This window comes from Symbiobacterium ostreiconchae (assembly GCF_055396975.1).
The window spans coordinates 796,139-818,432 of record NZ_AP042454.1; the positions used below are offsets into that span (position 1 = coordinate 796,139).

Annotated in this window: 22 protein-coding genes; 4 read left to right on the plus strand and 18 right to left on the minus strand. The window is 70.7% G+C overall.

Translation table 11 applies throughout. The features are described 5' to 3' along the window. The first annotated feature begins 173 nt into the window (after positions 1-173). From ACZ5UM_RS03885 to ACZ5UM_RS03895, 3 genes are all read left to right on the plus strand, one after another. The gene (locus tag ACZ5UM_RS03885; RefSeq protein WP_464847052.1) at positions 174-731 is read left to right on the plus strand and encodes an NADH-quinone oxidoreductase subunit NuoE family protein; all 558 of its coding nucleotides are present in this window, start codon (positions 174-176) and stop codon (positions 729-731) included. A 74-nt stretch (positions 732-805) separates the two neighbouring features. Then, positions 806-2,638 carry an NADH-ubiquinone oxidoreductase-F iron-sulfur binding region domain-containing protein gene (locus ACZ5UM_RS03890; protein WP_464848271.1) on the plus strand — a complete coding sequence of 611 codons (1,833 nt, stop codon included), beginning with the start codon at positions 806-808 and terminating at the stop codon, positions 2,636-2,638. 7 nt (positions 2,639-2,645) lie between these two features. Beyond that, positions 2,646-4,418 (plus strand): NADH-dependent [FeFe] hydrogenase, group A6, encoded by a 1,773-nt coding sequence (locus ACZ5UM_RS03895; RefSeq protein ID WP_464848273.1) that lies wholly within the window; start codon positions 2,646-2,648, stop codon positions 4,416-4,418. A gap of 426 nt (positions 4,419-4,844) precedes the next feature. Here the strand turns inward: ACZ5UM_RS03895 and ACZ5UM_RS03900 are convergent, their stop codons facing one another. The 6 genes from ACZ5UM_RS03900 to ACZ5UM_RS03925 form a co-directional block, all read right to left on the minus strand. Beyond that, entirely contained in the window at positions 4,845-5,654 is an 810-nt protein-coding gene (locus ACZ5UM_RS03900; protein WP_464847053.1) for a CPBP family intramembrane glutamic endopeptidase, read from the minus strand. Positions 5,655-5,667: 13 nt separating this feature from the next. Beyond that, positions 5,668-7,599, minus strand: coding sequence for an ABC transporter permease (locus ACZ5UM_RS03905; RefSeq protein ID WP_464847054.1), 1,932 nt, complete (start codon positions 7,597-7,599; stop codon positions 5,668-5,670). Further along, positions 7,574-8,350 carry an ABC transporter ATP-binding protein gene (locus ACZ5UM_RS03910; protein WP_464847055.1) on the minus strand — a complete coding sequence of 259 codons (777 nt, stop codon included), beginning with the start codon at positions 8,348-8,350 and terminating at the stop codon, positions 7,574-7,576. Before ACZ5UM_RS03910 ends, ACZ5UM_RS03905 begins: the two co-directional genes overlap by 26 nt. Before the next feature lie 146 nt (positions 8,351-8,496). Further along, on the minus strand, positions 8,497-9,618 hold the full coding sequence (locus ACZ5UM_RS03915) for a sensor histidine kinase (protein WP_464847056.1): 1,122 nt from the start codon (positions 9,616-9,618) through the stop codon (positions 8,497-8,499). A gap of 1 nt (position 9,619) precedes the next feature. After that, complete coding sequence (locus ACZ5UM_RS03920) at positions 9,620-10,330, minus strand: response regulator transcription factor (RefSeq protein ID WP_464847057.1); 711 nt, start codon at positions 10,328-10,330, stop codon at positions 9,620-9,622. Then, entirely contained in the window at positions 10,327-11,331 is a 1,005-nt protein-coding gene (locus tag ACZ5UM_RS03925; protein WP_464847058.1) for a 2-hydroxyacid dehydrogenase, read from the minus strand. The genes ACZ5UM_RS03920 and ACZ5UM_RS03925 overlap by 4 nt, the downstream gene beginning before the upstream one ends. Before the next feature lie 155 nt (positions 11,332-11,486). On the opposite strand from ACZ5UM_RS03925, the gene ACZ5UM_RS03930 reads away from it, so the two are divergent. Next, positions 11,487-12,020, plus strand: a complete 534-nt coding sequence (locus ACZ5UM_RS03930; RefSeq protein ID WP_464847059.1) for a histidine phosphatase family protein — start codon at positions 11,487-11,489, stop codon at positions 12,018-12,020. Positions 12,021-12,141: 121 nt separating this feature from the next. Here ACZ5UM_RS03930 and ACZ5UM_RS03935 read toward each other — a convergent pair whose 3' ends face one another. The 12 genes from ACZ5UM_RS03935 to ACZ5UM_RS03990 form a co-directional block, all read right to left on the minus strand. Further along, on the minus strand, positions 12,142-12,711 hold the full coding sequence (locus ACZ5UM_RS03935; protein WP_464847060.1) for a restriction endonuclease: 570 nt from the start codon (positions 12,709-12,711) through the stop codon (positions 12,142-12,144). 174 nt (positions 12,712-12,885) lie between these two features. Further along, entirely contained in the window at positions 12,886-13,893 is a 1,008-nt protein-coding gene (hypE, locus tag ACZ5UM_RS03940; protein ID WP_464847061.1) for a hydrogenase expression/formation protein HypE, read from the minus strand. Between the two features lie 12 nt (positions 13,894-13,905). Further along, positions 13,906-15,033 (minus strand): hydrogenase formation protein HypD, encoded by a 1,128-nt coding sequence (gene hypD / locus ACZ5UM_RS03945; protein ID WP_464848274.1) that lies wholly within the window; start codon positions 15,031-15,033, stop codon positions 13,906-13,908. Beyond that, the gene (locus ACZ5UM_RS03950) at positions 15,033-15,323 is read right to left on the minus strand and encodes a HypC/HybG/HupF family hydrogenase formation chaperone (RefSeq protein ID WP_464847062.1); all 291 of its coding nucleotides are present in this window, start codon (positions 15,321-15,323) and stop codon (positions 15,033-15,035) included. The genes hypD and ACZ5UM_RS03950 overlap by 1 nt, the downstream gene beginning before the upstream one ends. Beyond that, on the minus strand, positions 15,314-17,638 hold the full coding sequence (gene hypF, locus ACZ5UM_RS03955; protein WP_464847063.1) for a carbamoyltransferase HypF: 2,325 nt from the start codon (positions 17,636-17,638) through the stop codon (positions 15,314-15,316). Before hypF ends, ACZ5UM_RS03950 begins: the two co-directional genes overlap by 10 nt. Continuing rightward, positions 17,575-18,249 carry a hydrogenase nickel incorporation protein HypB gene (hypB, locus tag ACZ5UM_RS03960; protein ID WP_464847064.1) on the minus strand — a complete coding sequence of 225 codons (675 nt, stop codon included), beginning with the start codon at positions 18,247-18,249 and terminating at the stop codon, positions 17,575-17,577. Before hypB ends, hypF begins: the two co-directional genes overlap by 64 nt. Before the next feature lie 3 nt (positions 18,250-18,252). Further along, positions 18,253-18,597: a hydrogenase maturation nickel metallochaperone HypA/HybF gene (locus tag ACZ5UM_RS03965; protein ID WP_464847065.1), complete on the minus strand. Its 345-nt coding sequence runs from the start codon at positions 18,595-18,597 to the stop codon at positions 18,253-18,255. Beyond that, positions 18,590-19,129: a hydrogenase 3 maturation endopeptidase HyCI gene (locus ACZ5UM_RS03970; protein WP_464847066.1), complete on the minus strand. Its 540-nt coding sequence runs from the start codon at positions 19,127-19,129 to the stop codon at positions 18,590-18,592. Before ACZ5UM_RS03970 ends, ACZ5UM_RS03965 begins: the two co-directional genes overlap by 8 nt. Continuing rightward, positions 19,116-19,649 carry an NADH-quinone oxidoreductase subunit B family protein gene (locus tag ACZ5UM_RS03975; protein WP_464847067.1) on the minus strand — a complete coding sequence of 178 codons (534 nt, stop codon included), beginning with the start codon at positions 19,647-19,649 and terminating at the stop codon, positions 19,116-19,118. The genes ACZ5UM_RS03970 and ACZ5UM_RS03975 overlap by 14 nt, the downstream gene beginning before the upstream one ends. 3 nt (positions 19,650-19,652) lie before the next feature. Continuing rightward, complete coding sequence (locus ACZ5UM_RS03980; RefSeq protein WP_464847068.1) at positions 19,653-21,116, minus strand: complex I subunit 5 family protein; 1,464 nt, start codon at positions 21,114-21,116, stop codon at positions 19,653-19,655. Positions 21,117-21,128: 12 nt separating this feature from the next. Then, positions 21,129-21,782, minus strand: a complete 654-nt coding sequence (locus ACZ5UM_RS03985; RefSeq protein ID WP_464847069.1) for a hypothetical protein — start codon at positions 21,780-21,782, stop codon at positions 21,129-21,131. After that, a complete protein-coding gene (locus tag ACZ5UM_RS03990; protein WP_464847070.1) occupies positions 21,775-22,290 on the minus strand; it encodes a 4Fe-4S dicluster domain-containing protein in 516 nt (171 codons plus the stop codon). The genes ACZ5UM_RS03985 and ACZ5UM_RS03990 overlap by 8 nt, the downstream gene beginning before the upstream one ends. Positions 22,291-22,294 lie beyond the last annotated feature (4 nt).

Sequence of the window (22,294 nt, forward strand, 5' to 3'; positions counted from 1 at the left end):
CGTGTCATTCTCACGGCCCAAAAGTGATAGGACACTTTGTAAATGTGACAACCAAAAGATGACCCTCCCTGGCCCTTGTCGCACGGCCAGCGGTGATTTACCATCAAGGTGAAGGCGAGTTCGTGATTTCACAAACAACAATCCGTCCGTTCGTTGTAAAGGTGGTGTGCAATATGACACATTCGGCTTGCAAGGGCATCACCCCCGATGATCCCCGGTTTGCCGAACTGGATGCTTTCATCCAGGATGGGCGGGCCTCTGCCGACTTCCTGATCGCTGTGCTCCACAAGGCCCAGCAGCTGTTCGGCTTCCTGCCTGAGGAGGTTCAGCGCCACGTGGCCGCTGCCCTGCACGTGCCTCCCAGCGAGGTCTACGGCGTGGTCACGTTCTACAACTTCTTCTCGCTGACGCCCGTGGGCAAGTACCCGATCAACGTCTGCATGGGGACGGCCTGTTACGTCCAGGGCGCGGGCCGCATTCTCTCCCTCCTGGAAAAGGAGCTGGGCATTCAGCCCGGCCAGGTCACCCCGGACGGCCTTTTCTCGCTGGAGGTCTGCCGGTGCCTCGGCGCCTGCGGGCTGGCCCCCGTGGTGACCGTCGGCGGAGAGGTGCACGGGAAGCTGACCGAGAGCGATGCCCTGAAGCTCGTGGCCGAACTGCGTGAGCGGGCCTCAGCCGAACAGGCGGAAGCCGGCGCAGCGGTCGCCACCGTGGGAGGTGATTCGCAGTGACGGCCGTCCAGACCCCTCAGCGGATTCGCTCTCTCGAAGACCTGGAAGCCGTACGGGCTGCGCGTGCCCATGACATCGCCCTGCGGCACGCCGAGCGCTTCAACCTGGCGGAGGCGCCCGAGGTGCAGATCCTCGTCTGTTCGGGTACCGGGTGTCAGTCCAACAAGTCCCTGAGCACCGTGGAGGCGCTGAAGGCCGCCGTGGAGGAACAGGGCCTGGCTGACCGGGTGAAGATCGTGCCCGTCGGCTGCTTCGGCTTCTGCCGGGTGGGACCGGTGGTCGTGGTGTATCCCGGCCAGACCTTCTACTGCGAAGTGCGGCCGCAGCACGCGCCGATCATCATCCGGGAACACGTGCTCGGCGGCCAGCCCGTGCAGGCGCTGCTGTACGCCCCCAATCCCCGGGAGAAGCAGCGGATCGAGAAGATGATGGACCAGCCCTTCTACAAGGGGCAGCACCGCACGGCCCTGCGCAACTGCGGTCTCATTAATCCGGAGTGCATCGAGGAGGCCATCGCTGCCGACCGGTACTTCGCCCTGGCCAAGGCGCTCCTGGAGATGACCCCGGCGCAGGTCATCGACGAAGTGAAGCGCTCGGGCCTGCGGGGCCGGGGCGGCGGCGGCTTCCCCACCGGCCGGAAGTGGGAACTGGCGGCCGCGGTGGAGGGCGACATCAAGTACGTCCTCTGCAACGCCGACGAGGGCGACCCCGGCGCCTTCATGGACCGCTCCATCATCGAAGGCGATCCCCACGTCATCCTCGAGGCGATGGCCATCGCCGGCTATGCCATCGGCGCGCAGCAGGGCTACATCTACGTCCGGGCCGAGTACCCGGTCGCGGTGCACCGCCTGGAGATCGCCATCCAGCAGGCCCGTGAGCGCGGGCTCCTGGGCGAGAACATCCTCGGCACAGACTTCAGCTTCGACATCGACATCCGCCTGGGCGCAGGCGCCTTCGTCTGCGGCGAGGAGACGGCCCTCATCGCCTCGATCGAAGGGCAGCGGGGCCTGCCCCGGCCCCGGCCTCCCTTCCCGGCGCAGAAGGGGCTGTGGGGCAAGCCGACGCTGAACAACAACGTCGAAACCTACGCCAACGTGCCGTACATCATCCTCCACGGGGCCGAGGCGTTCCGCAGCGTGGGCACGGAGAAGTCGCCGGGCACCAAGGTCTTCGCCGTGGCCGGCAACGTGATGAACACCGGCCTGGTCGAGGTGCCGATGGGCATCACCCTGCGCGAGATCGTCTACGGCATGGCCGGCGGCATCCCGAAGGGTCGGCCGTTCAAGGCGGCGCAGACCGGCGGTCCTTCCGGCGGGTGCATTCCCGCTCACCTGCTGGACATCCCGATGGACTACGAGTCGCTCACGGCGGTCGGCTCCATGATGGGTTCGGGCGGCCTCATCGTCATGGACGACCAGTCCTGCATGGTGGACGTGGCCCGCTTCTACCTCCAGTTCACCCAGGACGAGTCCTGCGGCAAGTGCCCGCCCTGCCGCATCGGCACCAAGCGCATGCTGGAGATCCTGGACCGCATCGTCGAGGGCGAGGGCACCATGGAGGACCTGGACGAGCTGGAGCGGCTGGCCGCCGGCATCAAGGCCACCGCGCTGTGCGGCCTGGGCCAGACCGCCCCGAATCCGGTGCTCTCCACGCTGCGCTACTTCCGTGAGGAGTACGAGGCCCACGTACGCGACAAGCACTGCCCCGCCGGACGCTGCAAGGCGCTCACCGAGTTCCGTATCGACCAGGAGCTTTGCAAGGCGTGCAACCTCTGCGCCCGCAACTGCCCGGTCGATGCCATTCACGGTGAGGTGCGGAAGCCCGAGACCTTCTACATCGACACCGAGGTCTGCATCAAGTGCGGCAACTGCGCCAGCGTCTGCAAGTTCAATGCGGTGGTACACTAAGGGGGTGCTGCGCGTGATCCATCTGACCATCGACCGGCGCCCCGTCTCGGTTGAGCCCGGAACCACTGTCCTGGAGGCGGCGCGCCAGAACGGCATCCATATTCCCACGCTCTGCTACCTGAAGGACATCAACCAGATCGGGGCCTGCCGCATGTGCCTGGTGGAGATCGAAGGGGCGCGCGGCCTGCAGACCGCCTGCACCGTGCCCTGCACCGAGGGCATGGTGGTCCGCACCAACACCCCGACGGTCCGTGAGGCCCGCAAGCTGGTCCTGGAGCTCCTGCTCTCCGACCACAACATCGAATGCCCCACCTGCGTGCGGGCGTCCAACTGCGAACTCATGCAGCTCGCCCACGAGATGGGCGTGCGCGAGGTCCCCTTGAAGGGCGTTCGCCACGAACCGCACCTGGACGTGGAGTCCGGCGCCATCGCGGTGGACAGCTCCAAGTGCGTACTCTGCCAGCGCTGTGTCGCCGTCTGCCGTGAGGTGCAGGGCGTCTCCGCCATCGCGGTCACCGGCCGCGGCTTCGAGTCCCGGGTCGCGCCGTTCTTCGGCGTGTCGCTCAACGACGCGGCCTGCGCCCTCTGCGGCCAGTGCACCGTGGTCTGCCCCACCGGTGCGCTCACCGAGTACGACGAGACCGAGGCCGTCTGGCGGGCGCTGCTCGATCCTGACAAGCACGTGGTCGTACAGACCGCTCCGGCCGTCCGGGTCCAGATCGGCGAGCCCTTCGGCCTGCCTCCCGGCGCGGTCTCCACCGGCCAGATGGTGGCGGGACTGAGGCGGCTGGGCTTCGACCAGGTCTTCGACACGGTGTTCGCCGCGGACCTGACCATCATGGAAGAGGCGACAGAGCTGGTCCAGCGGCTCCAGAGCGGCGGTCCCCTTCCCCTCATCACCTCCTGCTCCCCGGGCTGGGTCAAGTACGCCGAGCATTTCTTCCCCAACCTGCTGGAGAACCTCTCCTCCTGCAAGTCGCCGCAGCAGATGTTCGGCGCCGTGGCCAAGACTTACTACGCCGAGAAGACCGGCATCGACCCGGCGAACATCGTCGTGGTCTCGGTCATGCCGTGCACGGCCAAGAAGTACGAGAAGAACCGGCCCGAGATGCGGGACTCCGGCTACCAGGACGTCGACTACGTCCTGACCACCCGCGAGCTCGCCCGCATGTTCCGCCAGGCCGGCATCGACCTGCCCTCCCTGCCGGACGAGGAGTTCGACAACCCGCTCGGCATCGGTACCGGCGCCGGCACCATCTTCGGCACGACGGGCGGCGTCATGGAGGCAGCCCTGCGCACCGCGGCCGCCTGGCTGGAGCCCGGCAGCCCCTCGCCGAAGATCGAGTTCCAAGAGGTCCGGGGCATCCCGTTCCAGGTCCGTGAGGCGACGGTCAGCCTGAACGGCATGAGCCTCAACGTCGCCGTGGCCAACGGCCTCGGCGCCGCCGGCTGGCTGATGGAGCAGGTCTCCGCCGGCAACAAGAACTACCACTTCATCGAGATCATGGGCTGCCCGGGCGGCTGCATCGGCGGCGGCGGCCAGCCGATTCCCGCCAAGGGCCCGCAGGCTCTGGACGAGGTCCGTCTCGCCCGCATCGCCGCACTCTACACCATCGACGAGCGCATGACGCTGCGCCGTTCCCACGAGAACCCGGCGGTACAGCAGCTGTACGCCGAGTACCTCGGTCAACCGGGCAGCGAGCGGGCACACCACCTGCTGCACACCCACTACCAGGCACGGGTTCCGGCCGGCATTCGCCGCCGGCAGCCCGGCAGATAACCAGGCCAGCTGCCTTCCTGACGCCCAGCCCATCCCGCGGCCGGACATGTGACGGACATCCCGGCGCCAGACAGCCCGTTGGACGCAGATTCGACGCCGCACATCCCTGCACCAGACGCCCCAGCCAACACATGGAACCTACGCCGCGTGGCTTACCATGCAACACCCCATCCAACGCAGCGACCTACGCCGCACGGTCCTAAACGAGATGAGGTACCAACGCCGGAAACGACGCCGCCCATCCTTGGACGAGTCGGCCCGCACGACGCCGCACCCAACACTGCGCAGACATGCACCAGACAACCCTCGGACATACAGCCCCCGGGCATCATACCGCAACCACACGTCCCAGGAGACTTGCAACACGTCAGGCAGGTGTGCGAGGAGGCCCTCCCCGCGGGAAACCGCAGGGAGGGCCTCCTGTTCTCATGCTGCGGACCGGGCCGCCCGCCCGGTGCGCCGGCCGCTCCGGTGCAGGAGCCACAAAGCCGCCGCCAGGTAGATGAGGAGCGTGACGATCCCGGTCTCACCCGCCAGATACGGCCCGAGCGGCGCCGTCATGCGGACCTGGCTGCCGACGACCTCGTCGAAGGCGTTGTGGGCGGAGTGCATCAGGGAGGCCACCCACAGGCTGTCCGTGCGCAGCCGCAGTTCGCCGATGACGACGCTCAGGGGCAGCACCATCAGGGTGAACAGCCCGGCGCCGAGCAGCCGGTTGCCATCAGGCAGGTAGAGGTCGGACAGGAAGATGACCGGGTAGTGGAATGCCGCCCACGCCAGGCCGCAGATCAGGTGTCCCCGCCGGTGGCCGAACGCCATGAGCCGGGGGAGCAGGTAGCCCCGCCAGCCCACCTCCTCGCCCAGGGAGAACGTGAAGGTGTAGAAGGCGACCAGGAGGAGGTAGTTCAGGGCCCGCGCGGCGCCGGGAGCGCCCGGCAGAGGTTCCGGGGCGGCAGCCCCGGCGGCGGTGGCGGCCAGGTAGCCCCCGCCCAGGGCGGCGGCCGGCAGCAGCAGGGCCGCTGACCACCGCCGGACGCCGGCCCGGCCGAGGCCCAGCCGGCGCCATCCGTCACGGGTGTACCCGTCCCGGCCGATGACCAGCATCATCACCAGAACGGTCAGGGCGGGGACGAACATCAGGAGCTGGTGCCACCCGAGCGCGACCACGGCCGCCGACCCGGCCATGACCAACAGGATGTAGAGGATCGATTGCGTTTTGTCGCTCAGCGTCAGCATCGTCGGATCCCCCTCACGCGATCCGGGCGTTGCCGCCCGACAGGGTGCGCCAGTACACCGCGTAGGTCACCGCGTAGTACAGCACGTACAGCCCCAGGTAGCCGAGGGCGATGAGCCACCCGTAGTGCAGCACCGGCCGCTGGGCCAGCGTCCCCAGGGCCTTCATGGCGAAGGTGCAGTGCATGAGACCGACGAGGAAGGGGACGAAGAAGATGATCTGCGTCTGCTGCAGCAGGACCCGGCGCATTTCGGCCTGGCTCACGCCCAGGTGCTGCAGCCGGCGGAAGTAGCGGCGATCCTCGTCGATCTCCGTAAAGAGCCGGAAGTAGAGCACGCTGCAGCTGGTGACGAAGAAGACGAGGGAGACGAACACGCCGACGAACAGGGTGAGACCCCAGCCCGAGACGGTGCCCTGGTACGACGGAATGGTGGACGAGAAGTGCCGGCCGGTCTCCGGGGCGTCGCCCACAAACCGCTGGGCGAGAGCCTCCGCCGCCGCGGCGGCTTCCCGGCTGCGCCACCTCTCCATATCCCACATCGTCACCCGCAGAAGCTGATCCGGCGCACTCCCGGCCACCAGCTGCGCAAACCACTCGTCCGAAAGCACCAGGGAGAACTGCGCCTCTTCGGTGACGTTCACCGGCAGCCCGCTCCAGTCGGGGCGGACGGAGATCACATAGGTCCGCCCGCCCACGGACAGCTCCCGCTGCACGGGATCCTGGTCCTCCAGCCCGGGGTCGAAGTTCAGGAACGGGTAGATCAGCAGGGCCCCGTCCGGGCCGTCCGGAAGCGGCCGCACCTTGTCCGAGGAGCGCGGCACCTCGGCGTAGAGCGAGTGGGGAACGAGGAGGACGGAGGTCTCGGCGTCCAGCTCTCCCCGGACCGTCACCAGTTCCCTGCGCACCCAGCCGTCCAGGCCGTGCCGGCGCAGCTCGGCCTCCACCACATCCGCTGCCGACGCGGCCTGCGCCGGCTCCGTCAGCTGGAACGGATGTGGATTCCGGGTCAGGGCCTCCTGCGCGAAGACCACCAGGAGCGTGTAGATGGTGCTCACCGCGGTGAGGATGACGGCGATGGCCACGGCCGTGTTGGCCAGCACCTGGGCGTTTTCCTGCAGCTTGAAGCGCAGGTGGCTGACGGTGAGGAACGGCGCGGTGCGGTAGTAGAAGCCTTCCCGCCGCCGGAGCCAGCCCAGCAGGGCGATGCTGCCCTCCTGCATGAGAAACACGGTGCCCACCGAGACCATGATGGTGACCGGAACCACCCCGAGGATGATGGCGGTGGGCCACGGGGCGCTGGCCCAGGCGTACCCGCCCGCCACGAGCAGGAGCCCCAGCAGGGCCTTCCACCACCGGAAGGTGGGAGCCGCCTTGGGCTTGCGCTCCGCCCGGATCAGGTCGATCACCGTGCTGCGCACGATGTCTGTCAGCGAGTACAGGGAAACGAACACGAAGAAAGCGCCGAAGACCGCCAGCGTCTGCACCCAGACAGGCGGGCCCGCGTAGATGGAGAGCGTCTCCGGCAGCCGCAGGAGCACGCTGATCGCCATGAAGAAGAGCCGCAGAAAGAGCACGCCGAAGCCGAGGCCGATCGCCAGGGCCGCAGCCCCGATGAACAGACTCTCCCAGAGGACCACCGCCATCAGTTGCCCGCGGGTGACCCCCATCAGGCTCCAGAGGCCGAACTCCTTCTTGCGTGAGCGGACGAAGGCCGAGTTGGACGTCATCAGGAAGACAAAGGTGATGCCCGCGATGACCACCGACGCGGCCCGGATGCCCTGGATGACGGCCGAGGCACCGGCGTAGCCTCCCTGCAGATCGGGGTGCCGGGCCAGGGCGGTGTAGATGAAGTAGATCATCACCGCGAAGGCGGCGCTGCCCAGGTAGGCCAGGTAGCGCCCCCGGTTCCGCCAGACGTTTCTAGCCGCGATTTGCCAGAGGCTCACCCCGGCCACCCCCCATCAGCGAGAGCACGTCCAGGATCTGCTGGAAGAAGGCCTCGCGGCTCTCGCCCCGGCGGATCTCAGTGTACAGCTCGCCGTCACGGATGAACTGGATGCGCCGGCAGTAGCTGGCCGCGAAGGCGTCGTGGGTCACCATGACGATGGTCACGCCGGCCAGGTTGTTGAGCATCACCAGGGTCTCCATCAGGTCCTTCGCCGACCGGGAGTCCAGGTTGCCCGTGGGCTCATCGGCCAGAATTACGGCCGGCTCGTGGATGATGGCCCGGGCCGCGGCAGCCCGCTGCTGCTGGCCGCCGGAGACCTCATAAGGATACTTGTCGAGGATGTCGCCGATGCCCAGCTGTTCCGCCAGCAGCCGGAGCCGCTCCTTGATCACCTTCACCGGCACCCGGTCCAGCACCAGCGGCAGGGCGATGTTCTCCCCGATGGTGAGGCTGTCCAGCAGGTTGTAGTCCTGGAAGACGAAGCCCAGCCGCCGGCGGCGGAACAGGGCCAGCTGCGCGCCCCGCAGCCGGCTCACGTCGGTGCCCTCGATGGCCACCGTGCCCGACGTGGGCCGGTCAATGGTCGCCAGCAGGTTCAGCAGGGTCGTCTTGCCGCTGCCCGACGGCCCCATGATGCCCAGGAACTCCCCCTTCTCCACCTGGAGGGAGAGGTTGTTGAGGGCGCGGGTGGCGACCTTGCCCCGCCCACCGTACACCTTTGTGAGACCTTTGGCTTCAAGCACCAGCATCATGCTGCCTCCCTGTTCTGCTGTTCAGGCCCCAGTGTAACGGTGCCGGCAGGCAGCTTCCTTCGATTCACCTTTCAGTTCAGCATGCAAACCTTACGGTCTTGTCATGTACGCCGCAGGAACGCCGGATGTGCCCCGGCGACCGCTTACCCCGACGGTTCGGCCCCGTTCGCTGCGAGCGAATCCCGCAGCCCCGCAAAAAGGGTCCTCGGAACGGCGAAGCGCAGCCGCACGGTCGTGCCCTTCCCCGGGGCCGAGTCCAGGCTGATCTCGTGCCCCAGCCGCCGGCACACCTCCCGGGCCAGGTAGAGCCCCATCCCCGTCGCCTGCGGGAACGCGCGGCCGTTCAGCCCCGTGAAGAACGGGTCAAAGACCCGGCCCAGGTCCTCGGGCGGGATCCCCACGCCGTTATCGGCGATCTCCAGCACCACGCCGCCGCCCTCCCGGCGCAGCACGAATCGCACCCGGCCCTGCTCGTCGGCCTCCGGGGGCCGGGCGGCGTACTTGAGCGCGTTGCTCAGAACCTGCTCCAGCACGAAGCGCAGCCACTTGGCGTCGCTCTCCACCAGCCACGGCAGGCCGGGGTCAGGGTCTGCCTCCACCTGGGGATAGACCCGCCGTGCGATGAACTCGCGCTTCTGGTCGTTCACGACCTGCCGCACCAGCGTCAGCAGGTCCAGCCGCTCTGCCCGCAGGTCCTGGGCGAAGTCCTGCAGCCGCACCGTGTTCAGCAGCATCTGCAGCGAGTGCTGGAGCCGGTGGTTCTCCTCCGCCACGCCGGCCGCGAGGGCCCGCGCCGCGTCCGGCCACCCTTCCTTCCCGGTCCGCTGCAGGAGCAGGTCGATGACGGAGATGGGGGTCTTCATGTGGTGAGCCCACTGGGTGACCAGGCTGACGTTCCTCTGCCCCCGCTCCCGCTCGGCGGCCAGTTCGCCGCTCAGCCGGCCGTACATCCGGCTCCAGGCCTCGGCCAGGAGCTGCCCCTCGGCCGTGGGCGGGACAGGCAGCACGGCCAGTTCCTCTATGGGCTCCCTGCCCGTCAGCCCGGCCAGGTGGCGGTAGAACGAGGCCAGCCGCCGGTACTCCCAGAAGAGGTAGATCACCAGCCCGGCCAGCCCCAGGATGAAGATATAGACAAGGTTCACGAACTGCAGCCTGGCCCCGGAAAGCATCAGATCCAGGTGGACCACCAGCAGGGCCAGGAAGGCGAAGGCCACGTAGACCGCGATGTAGTTCAGCCGGTCCAGGAGAAACTGCCCGAAGCGCACCTCACTCCCCCCAGCCCGCGTTCAACCGGTAGCCCTGGCCACGCTTGGTCTCGATCACCCCGGTGAGCCCCAGGTCCTCCAGCCGCCGGCGGACCCGGGTCACGTTCACCGTGAGCGTGTTGTCGTCGACGAACTCCGTGTCGTCCCAGAGCTCTTCCAGGAGCGTCTCCCGGCTGACGATCTCGCCCGCCCGCCGGGCCAGGCACCAGAGCAGCCGGAACTCCTTCGGGCTCAGCTCCACGGCCCGGTCCCCCCGGCTGACCCGGTTCGTCGCGCGGTCGAGCAGCAGCGGCCCGACCCTGAGCAGATCGCTCTCCCCGCCGGCGGCGTACTCCCCGTAAGCGCGGCGGATGGCCGCCTTCACCTTGGCCCGGGCCAGTTCCAGATTAAACGGCTTGGTGATGTAGTCGTCCGCGCCGTGCTCGATTGCCCGCACCTGGTCCATCTGGTCCGACCGGGCGGAGATGAACAGGATGGGCACCCGCGAAACGGTGCGGATCTGCCGGCACCAGTAGTAGCCGTCATAGCGGGGCAGGTTGATGTCCATGAGCACCAGGTCGGGACGGGCCGCGACAAACTCCGCCTTGATGTTGGCGTAGTCGTGCGCCGTGACGACGTCGTACCCATAGCGGACCAGCTCGTCGGCCAGAATCGACGCGATCTTCTCGTCGTCCTCGACGATCATGATGCGGAAGCGGCGGCCCTCCGTCACGGGAGCTTCGCCCTCCACTCAGGGCCCAGCACCTCCGGGTTGACCGGGGTGGGCGGCTCCTTCCCCGTGAGCGCGGCCACCAGGTTCTCCGCGGCCAGCGCCGCCATCCGGGTGCGGGTCCGCACCGTGGCGGAGCCGATGTGCGGCACCGCCGTCACGTTGGGGAGCGTGAGGAGCGGGTGGTCGGGGGGAAGAGGCTCCTGGTCGAACACGTCCAGGCCGGCGGCCCAGATGCGGCGGTCCCGCAGCGCCTCGTACAGCGCCCGCTCGTCCACCACGGGGCCCCGGGCGGCGTTGACCAGGACGGCGGTCGGCTTCATCAGGGCCAGCTCCCTCTCTCCGATGAGGCCGCGGGTCTCCGGCGTCAGCGGCGTCAGCACCACCACGAAGTCGGACTCCCGGAGCAGGTCGTCCAGCGACCGGTACGACGCCCCCACCTCCGCCTCAAACACCGGGTTCGGGCGCCGGTTGTGGTAGAGGATCCGCATGTCGAAGCCCCGGGCCCTGCGGGCCACCGCCTGGCCGATGCGGCCGGCGCCGATGATGCCCAGCGTCGCGCCGTACACGTCCTGGCCGGTCATGAACATCGGCGACCAGCCCTTCCACCGGCCCTCCACGATGGTGCGCTGCCCCTCGTAGAGCCGGCGGGCGGCGGCCATCATCAGCGCGAAGGCCAGATCGGCCGTGGTCTCGGTGAGCACGCCCGGGGTGTTGGTGATCAGCACGCCTCGCGCCGTCGCCGCGGGCACGTCGATGTTGTCGTAGCCGACCGCCATGTTCGCGTAGACGCGGCAGCGCGGGGCCGCATCCATGAGCGGTCCGTCGATCCGGTGAGGGCCGACGATCAGGGCGCCGTCTGACGCCTGAAGCGCACGCACCAGTTCCTCCTGGGGCACGGGCTCCTCTTCGTGGTCCCAGGTGTGCACCTCGCACGCGGTGCGCAAGATATCCAGAGCCGCTTCAGGAATCCGCCGGGTGACGTAGACACGCGGTGTCGCCATCTTTCGTGCCTCCCCCTGAGGTCGATCTAGACCTATCTTCTCCTTGCTTCGCGTCGGTTCCCGCTCCTGCGCACGCAGGGAACCGGTGCGCGACAGCGAACGTCCTATGCGAGCCCATTCTTTGGAATCACGTCCGGGAAGCGGTGAAGTGAACGGTGAAGGTTGGCCTGGTCAGACATTTTCGGGTAAAACACCCGTATCCCACCAAGTGGGTGACTCCCGATGAGGTCGCAGAATGGTTCGCGGGCTACGACGATGCGGATATCGAATACGGCCACGTCGATCTGAGCGGCGGCAACTGGCAGCGTTGCTTCTGCAGCGACCTCCCCAGGGCCATCAAGACCGCCCGGGCGATCTTTCCGGGGGAAATCATCGTTCTCAAAGAGTTACGTGAGATCGAGCCATACCCCTTTCGGGGCAACCGCATCCGGCTGCCTTTTCTCCTGTGGGCGATCCTGGTCCGCATCGTGTGGTACTTCAAATCGCACCCCCACGTCGAGAGCCGGCGCGCGGTGCGGGAACGGGCCAGGCAGGTGATCGACCGGGTACTGCAGTCGGGTGCGGACTCCCTGGTGGTCAGCCACGCGGCCCTCATGCCCTTTCTGCGGACCGAGCTTAAGCGGCGCGGCTTCAGGGGGCCCTGGTTCGGTCATGCCGTCAACGGGCTGCTGTACGTGTTCGAACGGTAAGACGCTCTGCAGGAAGGCCACTACGCCAGGCCGTCGCGGTTCTCTCCGGTACGTAGAGGAGGCCACCACGGGTGCGCGTGGTGGCCTCCGTTGTCGTCGCCGCGGCCGGCCAGTCAGCCGGTCAGTTCGCCCGCCCGCCCAGCGCGAACAGCGCGGCGCGGGGCGAGGACGTCAGGACCATGAACTCCTGCAGCCGGGTCCGGTCCACCAGGATCACGCCTGCGGACTCGGCCTGCTCCCGGGCTTCTTCCGTGAACTCCCCGGTGGTCACGACCATCGCCCGCTCGCAGCCGTACAGCAGGCTGGACGCCTGCACGGTCAGCACGGGCCCCGCCTCCACCGGCTCCTCCGTGCGGTGCGCCTGCACCGCGATCCGCTGCTCGGTGGTCGGATGCGTCAGCACCAGGTCGACGCCGTAGTTGCCCACTGGCAGCGTGAACTGCACCTTGAAGCCCGCAGACCGGAAGAGGTAGTCCAGGTATTTCAGGAACTCCTGGCCGCTCATCTCGTCGACGGCCGCCAGGTCGAGGTCCCGGTAGCGGGCTTCCACCTTGGCCCGCCGCCATTCACCGATCCAGTACCGGATCGAATCGATCGTCTTGTAACAGACGAGCAGTCCGCCAAAGTACAGGAGCAGCGCCCAGCGCAGTTCCCAGAGCACCCGGCCGACAGCTTCGAGCCAGGTCGACACGCGGATTCCCTCCCTGGAGGCAGCAAGTCCTGGCCTCCACTTTTCAATGCATACCAAATTTAGGTTCGCTTACATTCCCGGGAATTCCTGCTGTCGCGGCCCGAGGGCTGGCGGTGCCCGCCCAGGACCCCACAGGAAGCTGCCGGCCGCATGCCGACCACCACCGGTCCCCCCTCAGCAGATCCGCGGCAGGTTCTCCCCCGCCAGGCGCGCCAGCCTCCGGGTGCCGCCCACCGCGGTGCGCAGGAAGGCCCGTCCCCCGCGCCCCTCCACCCGGCCGATGATGCGGGCATCCCGACCCAGCGGATGGGCCCGCACCGCCGCCAGCGCCGCCTCCGCCTCCTCCGCGGGGCAGAACAGCAACAGGCGCCCCTCGCAGGCCAGATACAGCGGGTCAACGCCCAGCAGGTCGCAGGCGCCCCGCACCGGCGGGCTGACAGGGATGTCCGCCTCGTTCACGAACAGGTCGAAGCCGCTGCCGGCCGCCAGGTCCGCCAGGGCCGTGGCCAGCCCGCCCCGGGTCGGGTCCCGCATGCAGGCTGCGCCGGGAACGGCCGCAAGCACACCCTGCACCAGGGAGTCCAGCGGGGCCGCGTCGCTGACCACCGGCGTTTCAAACGCCAGCCCCGCTCGTGCCGAGAGCACGGCCACGCCGTGCTCGCCCACGGGGCCGCTGACCAGGATGGCCTGCCCCGTCCGGATGCGGTGCGCGCCCATGTCGCGCCCCGGCGGCACGAGCCCGACCCCCGCCGTGTTGATGAAGCAGCCGTCGGCCTGGCCGCGGCCCACCACCTTCGTGTCGCCGGCGACGATCTGCACCCCCGCCTCCGCGGCCGCGGCGGCCATCGAGGCGACCAGCCGGCGCAGATCATCCACCGGGAACCCTTCTTCGATGATAAAACCCGCGCTCAGCCAGAGCGGCCGGGCGCCGGCCACCGCCAGGTCGTTCACGGTCCCGCAGACCGCCAGCCGGCCCAGGTCGCCGCCGGGGAAAAAGAGGGGCTGCACCACGAAGGAGTCGGTGGTAAGCGCCAGCCGCCCCGTCCCCGGCAGGTCGAGGAGCGCGCTGTCGCCCCCCTGCAGCAGGGCCGGGTTGGCCAGAGCCGGGTAGAAGACCTCCGCGATCAGCCGGTGGGTCGCCTCACCGCCGTCGCCGTGGGCCAGGGTCACGCGTGCCGTCATTCGCCTCCCTCCTCATCTTGCTCCCTCCTCGCCGGGGCCGTATCGGTACCACGCGGCGCAGGCCCCCTCGCTGGAGACCATGCACGGCCCCACCGGCCGGTCCGGCCGGCAGGCGGCGCCGAATAGGGGGCACCCGGCCGGCGAAAGGGCGCCGCGCAGCACGTCGCCGCACCGGCAGCCCGGTCGGCCGTGCGGCTCGTCCACCGCCGCCGGGAAGCGCACCTCAGCGTCGAACGGGGCGAACCCCTCCCGCAAGCGGAAGCCGCTCTCCGGCAGGAGCCCCAGTCCGCGCCACCGGGCGTCGCAGGGGCGGAAGACCTCGTCCAGCAGGGCCTGCGCCCGCCGGTTGCCCTCCGGCCGCACCCAGCGGATGTAGCCGTTCCAGAGGTCCGCCGGCCGCCGGCCCAGGGCGGCGTCCACCAGGTGGTCCACGGCCATCAGGATGTCCAGGGGCTCGAAGCCGGCCACGGCGGCCGGCACGCCGTACTCGGCGGGGAGGAAGGCGAAGGCGTCCGACCCCAGCACCGTGGACACGTGCCCCGGGCAGAGGATGCCGTCCAGCCGCAGGCCGCCCCCTTCCAGCAGCGCCCGCATCGCCGCGGGCGTCCGCTTGTGGGCGCTGTGCACGCAGAAGTTGCGCAGCCCCTCCTCCCGGGCGGCCTTCACCGCCAGGGCGGCCGCCGGCGCCGTCGTCTCGAAGCCCACGCCCAGGAAGACCACCGGCCGGTCCGGGTTCTCCCGGGCCAGCTGCACCGCATCCAGCGCGGAGTAGACCACCCGCACGTCGGCCCCCTCAGCCCGGCGGCTCGCCAGGCTGCTTCGGGAGCCCGGCACCCGCAGCAGGTCGCCGTAGGTGGCCACGATGGCCCCCGGGACGTCGCAGTAGGCAAGCATCCGGTCGATTTCCCCGTCGGCCGTCACGCACACCGGGCAGCCGGGCCCGCTCACCAGCTCCACCGCGCCCCGCAGCAGGCCCCGGAGGCCGCTGCGGGCGATGGCCATTGTGTGGGTCCCGCAGAACTCCATCAGCCGCACGGTCCGCCCGGCCTCCGCCACCTTCCGGCGGATGCGTTCCACCCAGGCCGCCGCGGCGCGCGGCGCGTCCACCGGCAGCGGCCGCGCCGGCGTGTTCACATGCATCACGGTTGACCCTCCCCCTGGGCAGACGGCGCCTGCGGCCGGCCGTCGTCCTCCGCCGGGCCGCCGTCGGGAGCCGGGGAACCGCCGGTCACCGCCCGGTAAGCCGCCAGCGTCTGCTCAGCCTCCGCCTCGTCCAGCACCGCGATCGCGATCCCGGCGTGGAGCAGCACGTACTGCCCCGGCGCCGCGTCCACCAGGCTCACGTCCGCCCGCCGGCGGTTTCCCAGCACCTCGACCGTCGCCAGGCGGCCGTCCGTCTCCACGACCCTCGCCGGAACGGCTAGACACATCCCCGCCACCTCCTCTGCGCGATCACGGCCTGGCCCAGGCTGAGGCCCCCGTCGCCGGTGGGCACGTGCCGGTGGGTCAGCACCCGGAATCCCTCCCGCTCCAGCGCCCGGGTTGCGTGCTCCAGCAGCCACGGGCTGTTGAAGGTGCCGCCGCTCAGGCAGACGGTGGTGAGCCCGGTCTCCGCCCGGGCGTACCGGGCGCCGTCCACCAGCATGTCCACCACCGCCGCCAGGAACCGGCCGGCGATCCGCGAGGCCGCCATGCCCCGCTCGGCGTCGGCCAGCACGGCCTCCAGCAGCGGGCCGGGCAGGATCTCCCCGCCCTCCCGCCGGAAGGAGTAGGCGCCGTCCGGGACCGGCTGGGCAACGGCCCCCAGCTCGATGGCCGCCTGCCCCTCGTACGTGGCTTCGAGGCAGATCCCCAGAATCGAGGACACCGCGTCGAAGAGCCGGCCCGCGGTGCCGGCCGGCGGGCAGTTCAGATTCGCGGCCAGAAGGCGCCGGACGTTCGCGATCTCGTCCGCCCGGCCGGGGTGCAGCGCCGCCAGCCGCTCCAGGGCCCCCTCGCCCAGGTGGGCCCAGAGCATGCCCGCCGCCGCCCGCAGGGGGTGGCGCACCGCCGCCTCGCCACCCGGCAGCGGGCTGTAAGCCAGGTGGGCGATGCGCCGGAACCCCTCGTACCCCCCGGCCAGGACCTCGAAGCCCCAGATGGCGCCGTCGGTGCCGTAGCCGGTGCCGTCCAGCACCAGGCCGACCGCCTCCCCCTCCCAGCCGTTCTCCGCCATGCACGCGGCCAGGTGGGCGTGGTGGTGCTGCACCGGAAGCACGGCCTGCAGACCGAGCGTCCGGGCCAGGGCGGCAGAGTGGTAGCCCGGGTGCATGTCGCAGGCGACAGCCGCCGGCCGGATGCCGGTGAGCCGCTGCAGGTGGTCAAGGGCCCGCAGGTAGTTGGCCTGCCCCTCCGCGGTCTCGAGGTCGCCCAGGTGCTGGCTCAGCACGGCCCGGCGGCCTTGCAGCAGGCAGAAGGTGTTCTTGAGGTCGCCTCCGGCCCCAAGCACCGCCGGAACCGTCCTGCCGCCGCTCGGGGCGGGCGCCGGCACCTCCCGCGGCACGTAGCCCCGGGAACGACGCAGGAAGCGGACCTCGCCGTCCACCACCTGCACCACAGAATCGTCGCAGGGCACGTGGATCGGCCGGTTGTGGATCAGGAAGGCGTCGGCCAGGCCGGCCAGGTCCCGGAGGGCCTCCTCCTCCCGGTACTGGACCGGCAGCCCGCTCGGGTTGCCGCTGGTCATCACCAGGAGCGGCGGGGCCTCCTGCAGGAGCAGGATGTGCAGCGGGGTGTAGGGCAGCATGATGCCCAGGGTGTCCACCCCCGGCGCGACGGAGGGCGCGACGGGCAGGGCCGGATCCGCCAGCCGCCGCAGCAGGACGATGGGCGCAGCCGGCGACATGAGCGCCCGCTCCTCCGCGGGACTGACCTCCGCGACAAGCCTGGCCGTCGCCAGATCCCGGGCCATGAGGGCGAAGGGCCGGTGGCGCCGGTGCTTCACCTGCCGGAGCCGGGCGACTGCGCCTTCATGGGTGGCATCGCACGCCAGGTGGAAGGCGCCGATGCCCTTCACGGCCACGATCTGCCCGGCGCGGAGCCGCGCAGCCGTCTCTTCCAGCCACGCCTCCGCCGCGCAAAGGTCACGGCCCGCGGCGTCCACCAGGCGAACCGAGGGGCCGCAGGCCGGGCAGGCGTTGGGCTGAGCGTGGAAACGGCGGTCGGCGGGGTCGTGGTACTCCCGCGCGCAGTCCGGGCACATGGCAAACCCCGCCATGGTGGTCATCGGCCGGTCGTAGGGGATGTCCTTGATGATGGTGAAGCGCGGCCCGCAGTGGGTGCAGTTGGTGAACGGGTAGCGGTAGCGCCGGTTGGACGGGTCCAGGATGTCGGCCCGGCAGGCAGCGCAGGTGGCGGCGTCGGCCGGCACCGTGGCCACCCGCTCCTCACCCCGCTGCGAGGCGACGATGCGGAACCCCGTCTCCCCGGTGGGCGGCACGTCCCGCCCGCACACGCGGGACACCACCGCGAGCGCCGGCGGCCTCTCCCGCAGATCCCGCTCGAACGCGGCCACCTCCGCAGGTTCGCCCTCGACCGCGATCACCACGCCCCGCTCGTCGTTGCACACCCACCCGGCCAGCCGGTGGTCCTGCGCCAGCCGGTAGACGAAGGGGCGGAAGCCCACGCCCTGGACGGTGCCCTCTACGACGAGCTCCCGGCGCACTCGCGCGCCGCCGTCACCCGGCCTTCCAGCCACCGCAGCCATGCGTCCACCCCCTCGCCGGTGCGTGCGGAGAGCGGGAACACGGCCGCCTGCGGGTTGAAGCGGCGGATGGCGGCCGAGACCTCGCCCAGGTCGACGTCGGTCAGGGCCAGGACATCCACCTTGTTGATGATCACCGCGCGGGCCCGCTGAAACGCGGCGGGGTACTTCTCCGGCTTGTCCGCCCCCTCGGTGACCGAGAGGACGACCACCGTCAGGTGCTCCCCCAGGTCGTATTGGGAGGGACAGAGCAGGTTGCCCACGTTCTCGATCAGCAGCAGGTCCGCGGCGGCCAGGTCCACCTGGTCGAGGGCCTGGCTCACCAGCGCGGCGTCCAGGTGGCAGCCGCCCTGCGTGTTGATCTGCACCACCGGGCACTCCAGGGCGGCGATGCGCTCTGCGTCCCGGGTGGTGTAGGGGTCGCCCTCGATGCAGGCCAGCGCCACGCGGCCCCGGAGCCCCGTCACCGTGCGCTCCAGCACCGAGGTCTTGCCGGCCCCCGGCGAGCCAATGAAGTTCACCGCGAGCACGCCGGCGGCATCGAAGCGGGACCGGTTGGACCGGGCCACGGTATCGTTCACCTTCAGAATCCGTTCGACGACCTTGACCTCCACCGGCTACTCCCCCTCGTAGGATTTGACCTCCAGCTCGACGCCGCTCTGCAGCCGGCCGGCGCCGCCGCACCCCGGGCAGATGAGCCCACTGCGGCCCGCCGGGAAGCTGCGGCCGCAGACGGTGCACACCCCCCGGGCGGGCTCCCGCTCGATGCGCAGCTCCGTCCCGGCGAAGAGGCCGCCCTCCAGCGCGGCCAGCACTGCGAAGCCGGCCTCCAGCGACTCGGGCAGCACCGCGGACCACTCGCCGATCCGCAGCGTCACCCGCTTCACCCGGCGGAAGCCGCGCCGCCGGGCGTCTGCGCCGACGGCCTCGATCACGTTCTGGGCCAGCCCCAGTTCATGCACGGACACCGCCTCCCTCCGACCAGCGGCAGAGGCACCGGGCGGCAGCGGCGGCCGCGGCCCGGACCGGCTCGGTCATCCGGGCGCCCCAGCCCACGTCCGCCGGCTGGATGCCCAGCAGGAGGACCCTGGCGCCGGTGCGGGCCGCCAGGTACTGCATCAGCAGCCCGAGCGGCGGCCGGTGGGCCGACCAGCCGCTGCGGCCCGTCAGATCCGCCTCGACGAAGAGGCTGGCGGACCCCGGCGGCGCCCCGAAATCGACAGCGTCCACCAGCACCACCGCGTCCGGCCGGAGTTCGGCGATGCGGCCCACCTCGGACTCCGGCGTGGTCTCGGCGGCGATGACGGCCACGATGCGGTCGCCCCCTCGCTCCGGCGGAGGCGCCGGGGACAGCTGGCGGGCCAGCAGCCGGGCCACCCGCGGCCCGGCGCCGTCGTCGCCGCGCCCGGGGTTGCCGATGCCGACCACCACCACCCGCCCCCGCAGCGCCCTGCGCAGGGCGACGGCCAGGCGAACGCCCTCAGTCGCCGCCACTGCGCTCACCCGCCGCGAAGACCGTCTCGCCGCTCGCAGCCCGGACCTCGATCGGCTCCTCGTACTCGTAAGGCTGCACCTTCGGGTCAACCAGCCCCATCGCCACCGCAACGCCGTAGAGAATCGCCTCGGGCCGCGGCGGGCATCCGGGGATATAGTAATCCACCGGCAGGACGCCCTGCAGTCCCCCTTCGGTCCCATAGGTGTCAAACCAAAGGCCTCCCCCGGTGGCGCAGGAGCCTACGCCGATGACCACACAGGGCTTGGCCGCGGCCTCGTACAGCCGCAGCAGGCGCGGCCGCACCTGCCGGGTCACAGGGCCCGAGACCAGCAGCACGTCCGCGTGCCGGGGCGAACCCACCAGCTTCAGCCCGAACCGCTCGGCGTCGTAGAACGGGGTGAAGGCGTTGACCTCCTCGATGTCGCAGCCGTTGCAGGAGCCCGCATTCGCGTGGTAGACCCAGAGCGACCGGGTGAACGAGCGCCTCACCAGACCGTCAAACCAACTCCGCAGTCCCACAGGCTACACCCCCTTCGCCAGGGCCGCGGCCGCCGTGGAGAGGAAACCGCTGATCCATCCCGGGAACAGGCCGGCGGCAAACACCGCCACCACCAGCACCGCCAGCGCCCAGGGCGCCGGCGCGGCCCGGGCCGGTTTGTCGCCCGCGGGCTTCAGCAGGAACGCCCGGGCGCCCGCCTGCACCAGGGTGGTGATGGTGAGCAGGCTCGTCAGCACCGCCACCCCGGCGGCCCAGCCGTGGCCGGCCGCCGCCGTGGCGGCGAACACCTGGAACTTCGACCAGAAGGCCGGCATCGGCGGCACCCCGCCGAGCCCCAGCGAGGCCAGCAGGAACGTGACGCCCACCCGCGGCGGCAGCGGCCTGCCGCCCAGCTCGGAGATCCGGGCGGTGCCCGCGGCCAGCACGGCCTCTCCGACGGCCAGGAAAAGCAGCGCCTTGATCAGGCCGTGGCTCACCAGATGGTACGCGGCGGCCCCGTAGCCGGCTGCGCCGCCGGCGGCCAGGGCCATGGCGATGTAGCCCATCTGGCTCACCGACGAGTAGCCCAGGAGGCGCCGCAGGTCGTCCTGCCGGAAGGCGGCCAGAATGCCGAAGACCATTGTCACAGACGCCACCGCCAGCAGGACCGGCTGCAGCGCCGGCGCCGCGGCCATGAGCGGCGGCAGGGCACGGGCCAGCGCCACAAGCGGAATCTTCGTGCCGATGCCCGAGAACAGGGCGATGAACCCCGGCGGGCTCACCTGGTACGCGTCGGGCAGCCAGCCGTGCAGCGGCACCAGGCCGGCCTTGGTGCCAAAGCCGCAGATCAGCAGCGCACCGGCCAGCCCGGCGGCCACAGGCGGCACGCCCGGCGCCCCGTCCGCCAGGGACGCCAGGCGCAGCGCCGCGGCGCCCAGGGAAGGCTCGGCTGCCGCGTAGAGCACTGTGAGGCCCAGCAGCGCCGCAGTGAGGCCCAGGGAGTTGAGCAGCAGGTACTTGTACCCGGCCTCCCAGGAGGCCCGGCGCCGGTAGAAGGCCACCGGCAGCACCGTCGCCAGGGTCGTGGCCTCCACCGCGATGTAGAGCACCAGCAGGTGATCGGTGAGCGCCGCCCAGTTCGCGGCCGCCACGAACAGGCCGCAGCAGCCGAAGAGCCCGGGCAGCCACTCGGGCTTCGCCCGGCCTGCCGCGACGTCGGCCCGCAGGTGGCGGCGCGCCGCGGCAACGCCGACCACGCCCAGGAACGAGGCCAGGAGGGTGACGATCGCACCCAGGGCATCCGCTCGCAGGCAGGCCCCGGGCATGGCGGGCTCGGCCCCGGCGGCCACCCGGGCCATCAGGAGGGCGGCGCCGACGGAGGTGAGGGCGAGGCCGGAGAGCGACCATAACCCGGCGGCGCTGCGCCCGGGCGCCAGCCGGTCTGCCAGCCACTCGCACAGGCCGGCCGCGGCCGGGAGCAGGATCAGGATCAGCAAGATCGCATCCATCAGGCCCACCTCCTAGCCCCGCAGGCTGTCCAGCAGCCCGTCGTCCCGGGCGCCCGTGGCTTCCGCCGCCCGGCGTCCCACCGCCAGCAGCAGCCAGACGGCGATGATCACGTCCAGCACCGCGCCGATTGCGGCCAGTTCAGGGAGCGTGGGGGCAATGGCCGCCATCAGCAGATGCACCCCGTTTTCCAGCACGCAGACCCCCAGCACCACCTTCAGCGTGTCCCGGTGGGCGAGGATGGTCCAGAGCGCCGCGGCCACCAGGGCCAGGCCGCCGGCAAGCCCGTGGGGCAGGTGGGCGGCCGCGCCGGGAATGCCCGCCAGCACCGGCGGCAGCAGGAACTCCCCGGCGAGGAATCCCGCCAGGGCCGCCAGTCCGGCCCAGACATGCCCCATCGCCGGCGGGGCTTGGTCGGCCGGCGCGCCCTCCCGGGCGTACCGCATGACCAGCAGCGGGAGGACCACGGCCTGGGCCGCCAGGACCGTGGCGGCGGAGCCCATCAGCCCGTGGAAGCCGGAGGCGAAGGCGCCCAGCAGCAGGTGCAGGGCGATTCCCGCGCCCTGGGCGGCGTAGACGAGCACCGCCCGCGGCAGCTGCCGGATCTCGGCCACCAGGGCGGCCGAGGCCGCCACCAGGAGCGACACGATCAGCATGGCGCTAGCCACGGCGCGCCACCTCCCTGATCCGGGCGCCGTAGAGACGGCGCCTGCAGTCCGGGCAGAGCGAGAGCAGGGCATGGGTTTCCGCCGGCTCACCGGCCTGCTCGGCGGCGCGCTGCACGAGCCGCTGCGAGGCGAAGCGCTTGCCGCAGCGGGGGCAGGTAGCGGCGTTCAGCGCCACCCGGAGCCGCAGGTTCGCCCGGTCGGCGGTGGCGGTCTCGAACCTCCCGGTCATCTGGAACGCGCCCGTCGGGCAGACATCCTGGCAGCGGGCGCAGTAGGTGCAGCGGGTGAAGTCGGCCGACAGCACCATGTGCTCCCCCTCCTGCCGCACCGCGATCAGCCGGGCGGGGCAGGCCGCGGCGCAGGCGCCGCAGGCCACGCACTTCTCACCGTCCACGGTGGGCAGCCCGCGGAACCCCTCGGCCGGCGGGTGCGGCTGGAACGGGTACGGCAGGGTGACCCTGCCGGCCCTGGTCACCAGGGCCAGTTGACGAAGCTTGGCGATCAGCACGCGG

Coding starts and splice junctions, on each gene's coding strand:
- ACZ5UM_RS03885 (WP_464847052.1), top strand. CDS start 174: ATGACACATTCGGCTTGCAAGGGCATCACCCCCGATGATCCCCGGTTT.
- ACZ5UM_RS03900 (WP_464847053.1), bottom strand. CDS start 5,654: ATGCTGACGCTGAGCGACAAAACGCAATCGATCCTCTACATCCTGTTG.
- ACZ5UM_RS03910 (WP_464847055.1), bottom strand. CDS start 8,350: ATGCTGGTGCTTGAAGCCAAAGGTCTCACAAAGGTGTACGGTGGGCGG.
- ACZ5UM_RS03925 (WP_464847058.1), bottom strand. CDS start 11,331: ATGGCGACACCGCGTGTCTACGTCACCCGGCGGATTCCTGAAGCGGCT.
- hypE (WP_464847061.1), bottom strand. CDS start 13,893: ATGACGGCACGCGTGACCCTGGCCCACGGCGACGGCGGTGAGGCGACC.
- hypD (WP_464848274.1), bottom strand. CDS start 15,033: ATGCATGTGAACACGCCGGCGCGGCCGCTGCCGGTGGACGCGCCGCGC.
- ACZ5UM_RS03950 (WP_464847062.1), bottom strand. CDS start 15,323: ATGTGTCTAGCCGTTCCGGCGAGGGTCGTGGAGACGGACGGCCGCCTG.
- hypF (WP_464847063.1), bottom strand. CDS start 17,638: ATGGCTGCGGTGGCTGGAAGGCCGGGTGACGGCGGCGCGCGAGTGCGC.
- ACZ5UM_RS03980 (WP_464847068.1), bottom strand. CDS start 21,116: ATGGATGCGATCTTGCTGATCCTGATCCTGCTCCCGGCCGCGGCCGGC.